13 protein-coding genes and 2 pseudogenes are annotated in these 12966 nt (G+C 60.4%); 5 read left to right on the forward strand and 10 right to left on the reverse strand.

Annotation, left to right across the window (positions count from 1 at the left end; translation table 11 throughout):
• Positions 1 to 41: 41 nt before the first annotated feature.
• Genes ACS5RD_RS19245 through ACS5RD_RS19255 form a run of 3 tightly spaced genes read left to right on the forward strand, consistent with a single transcriptional unit; the run spans position 42 to position 2880 of the window.
• Positions 42 to 1007 (forward strand): hypothetical protein, encoded by a 966-nt coding sequence (locus ACS5RD_RS19245; protein WP_489928724.1) that lies wholly within the window; start codon positions 42 to 44, stop codon positions 1005 to 1007.
• Positions 983 to 2395: a porin family protein gene (locus ACS5RD_RS19250; protein ID WP_489928725.1), complete on the forward strand. Its 1413-nt coding sequence runs from the start codon at positions 983 to 985 to the stop codon at positions 2393 to 2395. The genes ACS5RD_RS19245 and ACS5RD_RS19250 overlap by 25 nt, the downstream gene beginning before the upstream one ends.
• 56 nt (positions 2396 to 2451) lie before the next feature.
• Positions 2452 to 2880: a VOC family protein gene (locus tag ACS5RD_RS19255; RefSeq protein WP_054008024.1), complete on the forward strand. Its 429-nt coding sequence runs from the start codon at positions 2452 to 2454 to the stop codon at positions 2878 to 2880.
• 84 nt (positions 2881 to 2964) lie between these two features.
• Here the strand turns inward: ACS5RD_RS19255 and ribD are convergent, their stop codons facing one another.
• The 3 genes from ribD to ACS5RD_RS19270 form a co-directional block, all read right to left on the reverse strand.
• On the reverse strand, positions 2965 to 4032 hold the full coding sequence (ribD, locus tag ACS5RD_RS19260) for a bifunctional diaminohydroxyphosphoribosylaminopyrimidine deaminase/5-amino-6-(5-phosphoribosylamino)uracil reductase RibD (protein ID WP_489931408.1): 1068 nt from the start codon (positions 4030 to 4032) through the stop codon (positions 2965 to 2967).
• Positions 4033 to 4046: 14 nt separating this feature from the next.
• A complete protein-coding gene (gene nrdR, locus ACS5RD_RS19265) occupies positions 4047 to 4514 on the reverse strand; it encodes a transcriptional regulator NrdR (protein ID WP_054008026.1) in 468 nt (155 codons plus the stop codon).
• 293 nt (positions 4515 to 4807) lie between these two features.
• A complete protein-coding gene (locus ACS5RD_RS19270; RefSeq protein ID WP_489928726.1) occupies positions 4808 to 5233 on the reverse strand; it encodes a hypothetical protein in 426 nt (141 codons plus the stop codon).
• A gap of 143 nt (positions 5234 to 5376) precedes the next feature.
• Between ACS5RD_RS19270 and ACS5RD_RS19275 the strand changes: the two genes are divergently transcribed.
• A protein-coding gene (locus ACS5RD_RS19275; protein WP_489927680.1) for an IS3 family transposase occupies positions 5377 to 6527 on the forward strand; the annotation gives its coding sequence in 2 pieces (ribosomal slippage) (positions 5377 to 5668 and positions 5668 to 6527; 1152 coding nt in all).
• Between the two features lie 73 nt (positions 6528 to 6600).
• On the opposite strand, the gene ACS5RD_RS19280 is transcribed toward ACS5RD_RS19275, so the two are convergent.
• Both ACS5RD_RS19280 and ACS5RD_RS19285 read right to left on the reverse strand, forming a co-directional pair.
• Positions 6601 to 7110: a hypothetical protein gene (locus ACS5RD_RS19280; RefSeq protein WP_489928727.1), complete on the reverse strand. Its 510-nt coding sequence runs from the start codon at positions 7108 to 7110 to the stop codon at positions 6601 to 6603.
• A 125-nt stretch (positions 7111 to 7235) separates the two neighbouring features.
• A pseudogene (locus ACS5RD_RS19285) lies at positions 7236 to 8402 on the reverse strand (IS3 family transposase).
• 77 nt (positions 8403 to 8479) lie between these two features.
• On the opposite strand from ACS5RD_RS19285, the pseudogene ACS5RD_RS19290 reads away from it, so the two are divergent.
• Positions 8480 to 8887, forward strand: a pseudogene (locus tag ACS5RD_RS19290) (DDE-type integrase/transposase/recombinase); the annotation flags it as partial.
• Between the two features lie 193 nt (positions 8888 to 9080).
• Here the strand turns inward: ACS5RD_RS19290 and ACS5RD_RS19295 are convergent.
• From ACS5RD_RS19295 to ACS5RD_RS19315, 5 genes are read right to left on the reverse strand one after another with little or no spacing between them, the layout of a single operon-like run.
• Positions 9081 to 10025, reverse strand: a complete 945-nt coding sequence (locus ACS5RD_RS19295) for a carbohydrate kinase family protein (protein ID WP_489928728.1) — start codon at positions 10023 to 10025, stop codon at positions 9081 to 9083.
• Entirely contained in the window at positions 10022 to 10513 is a 492-nt protein-coding gene (locus tag ACS5RD_RS19300; RefSeq protein ID WP_489928729.1) for an ureidoglycolate lyase, read from the reverse strand. Before ACS5RD_RS19300 ends, ACS5RD_RS19295 begins: the two co-directional genes overlap by 4 nt.
• A complete protein-coding gene (locus tag ACS5RD_RS19305) occupies positions 10510 to 11253 on the reverse strand; it encodes a BtpA/SgcQ family protein (protein ID WP_489928730.1) in 744 nt (247 codons plus the stop codon). Before ACS5RD_RS19305 ends, ACS5RD_RS19300 begins: the two co-directional genes overlap by 4 nt.
• The gene (locus ACS5RD_RS19310; protein WP_489928731.1) at positions 11250 to 12050 is read right to left on the reverse strand and encodes a GntR family transcriptional regulator; all 801 of its coding nucleotides are present in this window, start codon (positions 12048 to 12050) and stop codon (positions 11250 to 11252) included. Before ACS5RD_RS19310 ends, ACS5RD_RS19305 begins: the two co-directional genes overlap by 4 nt.
• A 39-nt stretch (positions 12051 to 12089) precedes the next feature.
• Positions 12090 to 12950, reverse strand: a complete 861-nt coding sequence (locus tag ACS5RD_RS19315; RefSeq protein ID WP_489928732.1) for an ABC transporter substrate-binding protein — start codon at positions 12948 to 12950, stop codon at positions 12090 to 12092.
• Positions 12951 to 12966 lie beyond the last annotated feature (16 nt).

A 12966-nucleotide genomic window follows, 5' to 3' on the forward strand; every position in this document is an offset into this window, starting at 1 on the left:
CACGCAAAGTTGATGTGATTTTGCTTAGGGTGGGCCCGTTGATGAAACCGTTTTATCTGCTGTTTGCTGCGGCGCTGACTTTGGCGGCTTGCGGTGGCAACCCGTTTGTTGAAGACCCAGTGGTGGTTCCGCCCGATCCGACCGACCCGACCAATCCCGACGCTCCAGTTACGGTTGATGCAAAGGTCGCGGTGGATTTGCGCTCGATCATTTATGACCCCAGCGGGGCAGGGTCGCTGACGATGAATATCAATGGATTGGCTGGTCAAAATGCCAATGTGCCGTTTATCCGCGATGGCGCGTTGGATGTGGCAGGCTACGAGGCTTATACCTACCAAAACCGGACCACCCAGCGGTCTTATATCGCTTTGGTCGCCAACAACGCGCGCGGATCGCTGCTAGCTTCTGCGGTTTCGGACGGTGGACAGTTTAACCGCCATTTCGGCGGCGGCACGTTCGCGCGTCTGGATGTCTACACCGCGCCGACAACGGGCACGTTCTCTTATGCTGGCACCTATGCCGGAATTTTTGCCCCCGGTGATGCCTCAAGCGATCTTCCGGCTGGGCTGGTGGCGAACAATCCGTATCGGGTGCAGGGCGATGCCTTGATGAACGCCAGCTTTGTCAACAGTAAGGTGGATGGTGGCGTGGTCAATCGCTGGCTGCTGGACGCAAGTGGCGCCAAAATTGATCTGAATGCCGATGGCGTGGTGGATGATAACGACAAGTTGGTAGATATCACTTTCCCGGAAATGACCATCACCGCCAATGGGCAGTTCCTCGGCGATGTTGAGGTTTCGGTCGCACCGGACGTACCGGATGCCGGCAGTGCGATTGGCACGGTCAACGGGGTGTTTGGCGGTGTGCAAGCCTCGGATGTGGCGGGTGCCATCGTGATCAATCCAATCCCCGGTAATGACGGCATCTGGGAACATGGCGTGTTCAACCTGCCGCGTTGTGGCCTTGCGGGTGAGTCGCCGTTGTGCAACCCCAACCCATTGCCGTGACACGCGTGCGGCGGCGGGCTCGGGCGGTTTGGCTTGGGCTTTGCGTGGCCGGGGCGGTTGCGCTTGCTCCTGTAGCGGGGGCGGAGACGGTGAAGCTTTCGCTGGATCAAGGGCGGATCATCGCGCGGCAGGCGCTGATGGCGGGCAATTCGGCTTTGGCGCGGGCTTTAGCCAAAGGGTTGTTGCAGGCGGACAGCCATGATCCCTATGCGTTGCTGATCCTGACGGCGGCGGAGACGCAGTTGGGCAATCCGACGGCGGGGCGGCAGGCGGGGCGTGCGGCTTGGACGGCGGCGCGCGGTTTGCCGGACGGGTTGCGGTATGACATCGCCCGCTACACCGCTTTGGCGGCATTGCAAGAGGGGCGGGTTTTGCCGACGCAATTCTGGCTGCGCCGCGCCGTTGATACCGCGCCCACCCCGCAAGCCCGTGCGCAGACGATCAGTGATTACAAGGCTTTGCGCAGTAATTCCCGGCTGCGCTATGCGATAGACCTTTCGGTGACGCCCAGCGACAATCTGAACGACGGCGCGTCGAGCAAATATCTGTCGATTGATGATTGGTTCGTGCTGGGCACTTTGTCCGGCTCGGCGCAGGCGCTGTCCGGGGTGCGAACGGATGCGCGGCTGCGGCTGACTTACCTGTTGCGGACCTCAGCGCAATCGCAGACCAGCCTTGGCTTTAGTGCGGCGGCATCGCGCAATTTTCTGTCGGATGAGGCCAAACTGCTGGCCCCCGATCTGCGCGGCAAAGATCTGGATCAGAGTGCGGCGGAAGTCAGTGTGACGCAGGATTTCCTGTGGCCACAGAGCCAGCACCCGATCAGCCTCAGCTTGGCGCTGGGGCAAAACTGGGCAGCGGGCAGCGTCGCGGGGCCTTATGCACGGGCGCAAATCTCGACCCCGCTGCTGCAGCGCGAGCATGCGCTGATCCGACTGGAGGCCACCACGCAGCGGGCTTGGCGCAGCGATTCCACGATAAATGCCAATGCGTTATCCTTGGAGGGGCAGTATCGCTTGGGCGCTGGGTCGATCAACTGGGGCTTGGCGGTCAGCGATGTGGCGGGCACGGCGATCAATCAAAGCTACAATCGCGGCTCGGCCAGTTTGGGCTACCGTTTTGACAAGCCGATTGGGCCTGTCACGCTGGCGACCACTCTGACGGCGGCCAACAGCCATTACGACATCTATCAGCTTTTGGGCGCGCAATTGACCAAGGGGCGCACCGACACGCAGTTTGACCTCAGCGTCGATATGACGTTTCAAAACATCGGCTTGATGGGCTATTCGCCGACGCTGAGTGTGTCAAAAACGACCACACAATCGAATGTCAGCCGCTTTGAGAGCAATGGGGTGAATATCTCGGTGGGGATCACCTCGCAGTTCTGACCCCCTCGCCTTTCCCGGTTTGCCTGCTAAGTTGCACCGGAACAAAGGAGACGCGCATGACAATCCGATATCTGCACACCATGGTCCGGGTACTGGACCTTGATGCCTCGATGGCATTCTACCGCCTGCTCGGGCTGGAGGAGACCAAGCGCTATACCAATGACAAGGGCCGCTTTACGCTGGTGTTCATGGCGCCTCCCGGTCAGCCGGAGTGTCCGGTGGAGCTGACCTATAACTGGGATGGCGATGCGGGTCTGCCGTCGGATTCGCGGCATTTTGGGCATTTGGCTTACGAAGTCGATGACATTTACGCCACCTGCGCGCATTTGGCGGCCAATGGTGTGCTGATCAACCGCCCGCCGCGCGATGGCCATATGGCGTTTGTGCGCTCGCCGGATAATGTCTCGATTGAGATTTTGCAGAAGGGGGAGGCCTTGGCTGCGGCGGAGCCTTGGGCGTCGATGGGCAATACCGGGAGTTGGTGAGGATTTCCGCCGGGAGTGCAGGCTGAAATCTGCGCCTCCGGCGGGGATATTTGAGCCAATGTGAATGGTTAAGAAATTGAACAGTCAAAAGGACCAGAGGCTGTAGGCGTCTGGTCCTATGGTTTTGGTCTCGCGCAGGGTGAGACGGGGGGCGTCTTTGAGAGCGGTGAGGTTGAGGGCGGCGAGGCTGGCTTGGCCGTCGCCGCCGATCAGTGCACCTGCGGTGAATAGGGCGAGGTCGTCAACCAGATCGGCGCGGATCAGCGCGGCTGCTAAGGTGCCGCCGCCTTCGCAGAAGATCCGGGTGAGGCCTTGGGCAGCGAGGGCTTGCAGCGCCGCGCGGGGGGTTATGGTTCCGTTTTCGCAGGCGGTTTCCAGCAGGGCCGCACCCTGCCCTGTCCAAGCATCCCGGTTTTCCGGTGGCGCGTCGGGGCCGTGCAGCAGCCAGACCGGCGAGGTTTTGGCGGTTTGGCCAAGGCGGCTGTCGGGACTGTGGCTGAGGCGGCTGTCCATCACGATGCGGATTGGTTGGTGCGTGGCACCAAGCTCGCGCACCGTCAGATCAGGATCGTCGGCGCGGGCGGTGCCGGAACCGATCAACACTGCATCATGGCTCAGCCGCATGGCATGGACAGCGCGGCGGGACGCGGGTCCGGTGATCCAGCGGGATTCACCTGAGGCGGTGGCGATGCGGCCATCCAAAGTGGTGGCGAGTTTCAGGGTGACCAAGGGCAAGCCTTGGGTCACGCGTTTCAGGAAGCCTGCGTTGGCACGGGTGGCCTCAGCTAGCAGAATGTTTTCAGTGACTGCGATGCCAGCGGCACGGAGCATGGCATGGCCTTTGCCCGATACACGCGGGTCGGGGTCTTGCAACGCACTCACCACCCGCGCCACCCCTGCGGCGATTAAAGCTTCGGCGCAGGGCGGGGTTTTGCCGTGATGCGCGCAGGGTTCCAACGTGACGTAAGCCGTGGCCCCACGCGCAGCCTCTCCGGCTTGTGTCAAGGCCATCACCTCGGCATGCGGGCGCCCCCCCGGTTGGGTCCAGCCTCGGCCCACAACCACGCCCTGCCTTATGATCACGCAGCCGACGGCCGGATTGGGCCAAGTACGACCCAAGCCCCGCGCAGCGATGCGCAAGGCATGGGCCATATGGTCTGCGTCGCTCACTCGTCCGCAGCGGTGCCGGGGCGGAGTTCAGACACGAAGCGGTCGAAATCATCAGCGGCTTGGAAGTTCTTGTAAACGCTGGCAAACCGGACATAGGCGACCGTGTCGATGCGCGCTAAAGATTCCATCACGATCTCACCAATCACCTTCGACGAGATGTCGGTATCGCCCAAAGATTCCAAGCGGCGCACGATGCCGGAAATCATCTGATCAATGCGTTCAGGATCAATCGGGCGTTTTTGCATCGCGATGCGGATCGAGCGTTCCAGCTTGGTGCGGTCGAAATCCTCCCGCTTGCCCGAGGTTTTGACGACGACCAGATCACGTAACTGCACGCGCTCATAGGTGGTGAAGCGCCCACCGCAGGCCGGGCAAAACCGACGGCGGCGGATCGAAACGTGATCCTCCGCAGGGCGGCTATCTTTGACTTGCGTATCGACGTTTCCGCAGAATGGGCAGCGCATCGGCTCCCTCCTTGCTTGTTATTTGTTACTGCCTCGGTCCCGGCTATCCTGCCGAGTTATCCACAGACCCTAGCGCCATTGCCTAGCCTTCGCCTAGGGGGTTGATCGCAGATACTGCATATAGCTGTAGACTGTGGCGGGCAGGACTCAGGTGAGGTCTAAAACCCGAGTTTTGAGGGCGGCGTCTGTGTGGCGTGACAGCAAAGTTTGCACAATTTGACAGCAGAGTCTGCAGCAACGCGATTTTCAGGTTTGGGCGGCGACGTCAAGAAAAAGCCCAGTCGCAATTAGGTCTATGGTGTTTGCTTGGTGGGCTGCGACATGTCGTGCTCAGCTTCTTTTACCCCGGCACCGCTATCCTCGAGGGGCAAAACCGTCTGAGCTTCGCTAGTAGGAACTACTGGGCTATTCGCGCCAAGCTCCTCGATTGTCGCTTTTGAGACGCTTGCGTTGCTTTCGGTGGAAAGCCAGTTCGTGGCTGCTGCTGCAAAGATAGCCAGAGCCACGATTATCGCTATCACCCCAACTAGATTGTAGGCTTTTGTTGCCGATCGAGCAGGATCTACAACCATGGCTACATAGTCAGACTCTGGCACAAAACGATAGAAACGGGTCCGCCACTGCTGTCTCAGCCGATCTCGCAGGCGAAGAAACGACCAACCGGTTGCGGCAACAGCAATCAAATAACATGCGACCACCATCCCAACCGCTGAAAGCACCCAAGGCTCTGATGTGCCTGTGGCTCTGGCAGCAACCAATCCAATCGAAGTCGCTATGGCAACTGAGCTACCCCCCGAAAATCGGACAGTGACGGAAGCTACGATCTGAAGTCTGCTGGTCTCCAAGCACGAGGAGAACAGAGATGTCGAAACGCAGGAACCATGACGCAGCCTTCAAGGCGCGTGTGGCGTTGGAGGCGTTGAAGGGTGAGCGCACGGTGTCGGAATTGGCGACCGCCTATGAGGTCCATCCGACGATGATCCATCAATGGAAAAAGGCACTTCTGGAAGGTGCCACGGGCATCTTTGAGCGCGGTAGCAAGGCGGTCGCCACCGCTGAGGTCGCCGAGGATACGGTCCGCGAGCTGCATGCCAAGATCGGAGAACTGGCGGTCGCCAACGATTTTTTGGCAAGAAAGCTCAAGCCCTGGACCGGGAAGTGAGGCGTGGCATGATCGAACGGACCCACCCCACGCTGTCGGTCGGGGCGCAGTGTCGACTGCTATCGATCTCGCGGTCGTCGTTCTACTACGCGCCGCAAGGAGAGACTGCGATGAACCTCGACTTGATGCTGCTGGCCGACAAGCAGTTTCTGGAGACGCCCTTCTATGGCGTCCGGCAAATGACATGGCACCTGCAGAATGAAGGTCATGCCGTGAACGAAAAGCGCATCCGGCGTCTGATGCGCCTTATGCGCTTGATGCCGATCTACCAAAAACCCAACACCAGCAGGCCTGCGAAGGGGCACAAGACTTACCCCTATCTGCTGGGTGGGCTGCGGATCGACCGGCCCAACCAAGTCTGGTGCGCCGACATCACTTACCTGCCCATGCGCAAAGGCTTCCTCTATCTGGTGGCCATCATGGACTGGTTCACCCGCAAGGTGCTGGCCTGGCGCATCTCCAACACGCTGGAGGCCGACTTCTGCCTGGAGGCTTTGAACGACGCCATCCACAAGTTCGGCCCGCCCGAAATCATGAATACTGACCAGGGCAGCCAGTTCACCTCCTTCGACTGGACCGACCGCTTGAAGCGGGCAAAGACCAAAATCTCGATGGACGGCAAAGCCCGCTACCTCGACAACATCTTCATTGAACGTCTCTGGCGTTCCCTGAAGTATGAATGCGTCTACCTGCACGCCTGGGAAACCGGGTCACAGGCCAAAGCCGGCGTCGGGCGCTGGATCACCTTCTACAACCACCTGCGGCCCCACGCCGCCCATGGCGGACAACCGCCCGCCGTGGTCTACTTCAACGCAATCGAAACCGATCAGCAGAGGCAGGCAGTAGCTTAACTCACCCGGAAATCTGTCCAAGAGTTGGGGAGTAGCTCACGGGTTTGTTGACGGTTGAACATCGGATTTCAGCCTAAGGCGACAGATCAACACAAGCCGGGGCCCGCACCTGTCTCCCCCCGAAATCATAACCATAGTAACTGAATATCTCTTTCTGCATCATCGATAGACCAATTTGTTTGATCTGATGCGGCTGTAAAACGAGACCAACATCAGCAGCGATCTTGTTGCGAGATGCTACTCTTGGGTCAAGTGCCTTTGCGCACATTGTTGACCATCGCGGCGATCTGTCTTCGATGGCTTGGTGGAACGCGCTGGCGGCGATGTCAGCCAGTTGCAAGCCAGCATGCATATAGTGCGGCACATAATCGACCAACCCAAAGCTCAAGATGTCGTGCCGCATCTCGTAGAGAGGAAGGAAGGTCCGTCCAACCATGCTCTTGGCGCGCAGAAGCTCCCAGTATGCTTTCGTTTGGCCATAAGAGTGCCCCCCGCGCGCGCTGAACAGGACCTTGAGCTTCGCTGCCTTGCCGAACTTTTTGATCGCGTTGTCGGCGCAGTAGTTTGTCGAGCGCTCCATCATGATTCTGACGACCCAGTTATAGAACCACTGCTTTCCGCCAGCCTGCTCGGCACGATCATTTTTATAACGCGCATGTTTCGCTTGTTTGGTAATCCCCCATTTTTAACGGGGTGCATTCGTAGAACTTATGCGGCCATTTTCAGTTTCTGGGCGGGTGTTATGCCGCCGATGCCCCGTTGCCCGGCAATGGTTTGCTTGCAAACCATGAAAGGGATGTTCGGACGGTCGTTGTTGTAAGTCCAGAGCCATTGCGTGGCGTGGTCTTGGGCCTCCTCGATGGTTTCGATGATGTATTGATCCAGCCATTCGTGCCGAACCGTGCGGTTGTAGCGCTCGATATAGGCGTTCTGCTGCGGCTGACCGAGTTGTATGTGCTGAATGGTGATGCCGCGTTTCTCGGCCCAGATCAGCAACTTGCCACTGATGTATTCCAGGCCGTTATCAACCCGAATGGCGCCTGGCTTGCCGCGCCATTCAATGATCCGGTCCAGGCTCCGGATCACCCGCTCGGCGGGCAAGGAAAAGTCAACCTCGATGCCCAAGCCCTCGCGGTTGAAGCCGTCGAGCACGTTCAGCAGCCGAAACGCACGGCCATCGCCCAGCCGATCCGCCATGAAGTCCATGGACCATGTCATGTTCGGCGCTTCTGGCACCGCCAAGGCGTCAGGTTTGTCCCGCTTCAACCGCTTGCGCGGCTTGATCCGCAGGTTCAGTTCAAGCGCGCAATAGATCCGATACACCCGCTTGTGGTTCCATGGATGGCCCTTCACGTTGCGTAAATGCAAGAAGCAAAGCTCGAACCCCCAGGTCTTGCGGGCATCCGTCAGACCGACCAGCAGATCGGCGATCTCTTCGTTCTCGGCCCTTAACTTCGGGCCATAGCGGTAACACGTCTCGCTGACCCCGAAAGTCCGGCACGCCAGCGCTATGCTGACCCTGCGTCGCGCCACCGCGTTCTCGGCCATCTCACGGCGTTGAGACGGCCCAGTCACTTTTTTCCAAGGGCTTCCTTCAGAAATTCGTTCTGCATGCTCAACTCGGCGAACATCTTCTTCAGCCGCCGGTTCTCTTCCTCAATGGCTTTCGCCTGGGCGATCATCGACGCATCCATGCCCCCATACTTCGCCCGCCATTTATAGAATGACGCGTTCCCTCTCATGGTTTGAAGACAAACCATTGCCGGGCAATGGCATCATGCCGTGCACCCGGCACAGCTCGGCCACCGGCATGCCGCCTTCAGCCTGACGCAGGATCGCGAGGATCTGCGCCTCTGTGTATCTGCTTGTCTTGATTCAGAATCTCCTCGTTCATCTTGCCGAGAAAACTCTACTTATGCAGACCCTTACTTCCAGGGGGGATTACCTTCCCCAGCAACCGTATGAAGCAGGACCTCGCTCTGCGCGCACTGAACAGGGCGATCGCGATCCGCAGACCGCCGCCAGGCGCATTCACCACACGGACCGCGGCTCGCAATACTGTGCCCACGACCACCAGAAGTTTCTGCGCAAGCACGCGCTGACGCCCTCCCCTCTCACGGATGTAAACATCCGCTGCCGGGCAGCGGATGAGCGGGAAAGGCAATTGCTATGACAATTCTGCCGTCGAAAGCTTCTTCAAGTCGCTGAAGGCCGAACTGGTCTGGCACCGCAACAGGCAAACCCGTCGCAAAGTCGAAGTCGCCATCTTCGAATACATCAACGGCTTCTACAACCCGCGCCGAAAACACTCTGCCCTGGGCTGGAAATCACCCGTGGCCTTCGAACAGAGGGCCGCCTAACATGAGCACCTGACCGGAACGAAACCGCTGCAGGTCCAGGCGCTGATAATCGGCCGCGCGCTTCCGGGCGTCGCGATGGTGCGTTTGATGCGCAAATTCGTTACCTCACTTGTTCATCAGCGACGCAACATAGCAAGTATAACTCAGACAGGCTCTAAAGGGCCGGAACACAATTTGCCCGTTCACTGGGATTTCATCTGATAGCGCTGGTTACCTCACGCGCCCGCCAGTCTTCCACTTCCGCCACTGTCGCCTTGCCGCCGCGGGGGCCGTGACGGGTGACGGCGCGGGAAGCGGCTGCGACCGCAAACTCCAGCGTTTCTGCAACATCATGGCCCTGCTCTAGCCCCCAAGTCAGCGCGGCACCAAAGGTGTCGCCCGCGCCGGTGACATCGACGACATCGACGCTGTGGCCCTTGGTGCGGATCACCCCGGTTGCGTTCAGGGCCTCGGCACCATCCTCGGCCTTGGTACGCACCACGCAGGCGATCTGGTTGTCGTGCATCCAACCCGCGACACGCTCGATATCATCATGGCCGAATGTGATCTGAAACCCAATCTGGTTGAAGATCACCACCGCAGCCCCGCGCAGATAAGGCAGATCGGCGGCCGCGGCACCGCCAACGTCCAGATCGAAGATGGTTTGCCGCCCGTGCGCGCGCAGATCGGCCAGCAGCGCCGCTTGCGCGAGCGTGCCCGCTGGCGTGGCACTGTGCAGGCGCCGCGCCCGATAAAGCGTGGTGTAAAGAAAGCCGGGCTGACGCAGCGCCGCCAGCGTGTCGGCGGCAAGCCACATCGGCTGTTGACCCATCTCAACCGTCAACACCACATGTTCGCCATCGACCAGAAAAATCAGGTTGCGCGACTCTGGGATCGCGGCGTCACGCAGCATGTGACGGGTCGACACCCCGTTCGCGGTCAAATCGGCAATAAGCCGTTCAGACAGCGGGCTTGCGTTCAGAAGCGAGATGAACTCTGGCGCGCCGCCAAGGGCTGCATGAACCACCGCCGCATTGGCGATCGAGCCGCCGCATTCGGCGGGCAATTCTGTGACAAAGCCCTTGTCGGCGCGACCCGGCCAGCGGTCAGCGGTATAGTATTCATCAATTGCCACATCGCCAATGAAGAAAGCCGTCATGCCCGCACCTCGACAGGGCCACCGGCGACAGCGACCCATGGGTCGGGGCCAAGGCCGCAGGTTGCCATCCAATAGTAGGGGGTCGGGCCATCAAGCCCGCGACACGCGTCATGCCAGACCCCACGCTGCATCACCGCGACCTGACCCGGCAGGATGATGAACGCCTCAATCGTCTCGGCGCTGGGGGCCGCGGCTGGACCGGCCGGGGCGACCGCCAGAACAATCGGCGCCCCGGCGCAGAACAGTGCCTCTTCTGTGCGCGGATGGCGTTCCATCAACTGGCACTGCCACGGGGCCCCCGGCCCCTGCGTCATGCCAAGATGGCCCGCACTGTCGATCAGCGGCTTGAGGGTGAAACTGTCGCTCCAACCCTCACCCGACATCGGCACCACGCCCTCGGCAGCGCTGCCGTTCAGCTCAAAGACCCGGCCGAAGGTGGCGAAAGCCGCTGCGGTCAGCGGTTGAGGCGTGACCACCAGCCCCGTCATGCTGCCATCTCACGCAGGTTGCGGACCGCAGCCATAAAGCGCGCCACATGCGTGGCTTCGACCCGGCCCTTGTCCGAGTGGCCTGTCTTCAGCCAGCTTCCGACGATAGCGCCATCGGCCAGCGCGAGTTGCTGGGCGACATTGGCTTCGGTCATACCCGCGCCGATCAAAAGCGGCAGCGTGCCGCCGGTCGCTGCGCGGAAGCGCAGGGTCTTCTCGGGTGCAGTCTCTTGCCCGGTTGCATCCGAGGTCACAACCAGCCCGTCACACCGCGCGGCACCTAGGCGAAGATCTTCAGCTTCGCTCCGCCCCGAAAGCACCGGCTGATACTTGAAGCGCACGCCGCCCAGCAACAGCGCCGTCACCCCGGCGCGGTCGGCGGCAAGTTTGGCCGCGAAGTCGGTGTCCGCCTCGGGTGGAAGATGACCGCAGACAGAATCAATCTGGATGAAGGCGACGGGATAGCTGTGGGCCAGCGCAAAGGCCCGATCATTGTCATGCAACACATTGATGCCGATCTGCGGGCCAAGCCCCAGCCCGCTCAGCCGATCAAGAACACGCTCGACGTCATCGGCATCGCCGAAATAATTCTCGACGACCAGCCCGTCGATGCCTTCGCCCGCCATGATCCGGGCTTCCTCGATCGCGCGCGAAAACCGATCTTCAGGGGTGTCACCGCCCAGATGCAACATCCCAAGGATGGGTTTTGGCATCGGAAATACGCTGCTCAGCGTCGTCATTTCTCGTCTCCTGTTTCATCGGATGCGGCCCGGCCAGTCGTGCCATGGCCCCAGCGGGTCGCGAATTTCATTTCGACGTTCGGGGAGTAGACGATCGAGGTCCGCTCGACCCGCCGATCTTCTCCGTCAAGCACGTCGCCCGCCGCGCACAGATAGCCCGGCACAGTCGGGGTCTGGCCGAACACCTCCAGCAACTGTTGCGTCGGCGGCACCACCGACAACTGCAATTCAGAGCGCATCGGGTCGCGGCCATAGTCACGGCGCAGCACCTCATAGAGCGACTGCGCCGCGAAATCGTAGCGATCAATCCCCGGATACAGGTCAAGCGGCAGCCAAGATGTGTCGAGGTTCAACCAATCGACACGCTCGGCGCTGCCCAACCCGCGTGCCCGGACAAGCACGAGATCGCCAGCCTCGATGCGGTGCTCAATCACCCGCGTGACCGGGCGCTTGCCGCTGGAGCGGGCAAGTTCGGTAAAGCTTCCGAAGTTCCAGACGCTGTGGCTGACGGGGCGGTGCGACACCATTGTGCCCTTGCCACGCACCTGCCGGACAAGCCCCTCCCGCACCAGCAGCGCCATGGCGTTGCGCACGGTCGTGCGGGCGATGCTGAAACGGTCGCGCAGTTCGTTCTCGGACGGGATAATTTCGCCTTCACTCCAAGCGCCCGACAAGATCGCCGCGCGCAAAGATCGGTAAAGCTGGCGGTAAAGCTGTTCGCTGGAATAGAGATCGAGCGCGACCTTCGCCAGAGGATCATCCTCTGTTTGCCGTCCGTCCTCGCCCGATCCCGCCATCTTACCGCCTCGCTTCTTGTTTACGTGGTGCCGTGCTTACTACTTGACACCGTTGATGACGAACGCGTCGACAGCACCAACCCCCAGCGCATAGCGGTTGGCGATTTCCAAATAGGTACCGTCCGCCTTGAGACTGTTCAGCGCCGCCAGAACCGCATCGCGCAGCCCGGTATTCGATTTCTCGAATGCGATGCCATAGGGGTTCGGCTCGCCCGGCACACCGATCTGGTAGAATTGGTCGGGCTCGTTCAACACGAGATCCGCAAGTCCCTCAACCCCGATCACCGAAGCCTGCGCCCGCCCCTGACGGATTTGCATGATATGTTCCGCTTGGGTCGGAATCTGGATCACGTTGTAAGGCTGATCGGCCGGGCAGATCGCTTTGCCGACACCTTCGGCCCAAGTCACCCAGCTGGTGCCTGTGGCGACCGCGATGGTCTTGCCGCAAAGCGATTTTTCATCGGTGATTTCGGCCTTATGGTCGACGGTTGAATAGAACACGTTGCCGGTGTTGAAATAGTCGATGAAATCAAGCTGTGCCTGACGCTCCACTTTGTCAGAGAAGGCGGTCATCGCCATGTCGGAGCGACCCGTCACCACCTGCGGGATCAACTGCGGAAACTCGACGTTCTGAAACTCGACGGCAAGGCCAAGCCGGTCGCCAATAGCACGGGCGAGGTCGATGTCGAAACCCTTCAGCTCTTCCGAACCCGCGTCATTGTATTCCATTGGCGGATAGGCCAGCGAGATCACCACGTTCAGCTTGCCAGCCGTGGCATAGGCCGGGGGCAGCAGCGCCGCCGCGGCCGCATCGGTTTCGGCAAAAGCCGGGGCGGCGACGGTCAGCATCAGCGCCGCCGCTACGGCAGCAGGTCGCAGCAAATTCAGTGTCATCGTCATTCCGATAGTCTCCTCA

Source organism: Cypionkella sp. PAMC25878 (genome assembly GCF_058135695.1).

Excerpts from the sequence above, each read along its gene's own strand:
- ACS5RD_RS19245 (WP_489928724.1), top strand. The coding sequence starts at position 42 with ATGAAACCGTTTTATCTGCTGTTTGCTGCGGCGCTGACTTTGGCGGCT.
- ACS5RD_RS19255 (WP_054008024.1), top strand. The coding sequence starts at position 2,452 with ATGACAATCCGATATCTGCACACCATGGTCCGGGTACTGGACCTTGAT.
- ribD (WP_489931408.1), bottom strand. The coding sequence starts at position 4,032 with ATGGCCCATGCCTTGCGCATCGCTGCGCGGGGCTTGGGTCGTACTTGG.
- nrdR (WP_054008026.1), bottom strand. The coding sequence starts at position 4,514 with ATGCGCTGCCCATTCTGCGGAAACGTCGATACGCAAGTCAAAGATAGC.
- ACS5RD_RS19280 (WP_489928727.1), bottom strand. The coding sequence starts at position 7,110 with ATGATGGAGCGCTCGACAAACTACTGCGCCGACAACGCGATCAAAAAG.
- ACS5RD_RS19295 (WP_489928728.1), bottom strand. The coding sequence starts at position 10,025 with ATGACGGCTTTCTTCATTGGCGATGTGGCAATTGATGAATACTATACC.
- ACS5RD_RS19300 (WP_489928729.1), bottom strand. The coding sequence starts at position 10,513 with ATGACGGGGCTGGTGGTCACGCCTCAACCGCTGACCGCAGCGGCTTTC.
- ACS5RD_RS19305 (WP_489928730.1), bottom strand. The coding sequence starts at position 11,253 with ATGACGACGCTGAGCAGCGTATTTCCGATGCCAAAACCCATCCTTGGG.
- ACS5RD_RS19310 (WP_489928731.1), bottom strand. The coding sequence starts at position 12,050 with ATGGCGGGATCGGGCGAGGACGGACGGCAAACAGAGGATGATCCTCTG.
- ACS5RD_RS19315 (WP_489928732.1), bottom strand. The coding sequence starts at position 12,950 with ATGACGATGACACTGAATTTGCTGCGACCTGCTGCCGTAGCGGCGGCG.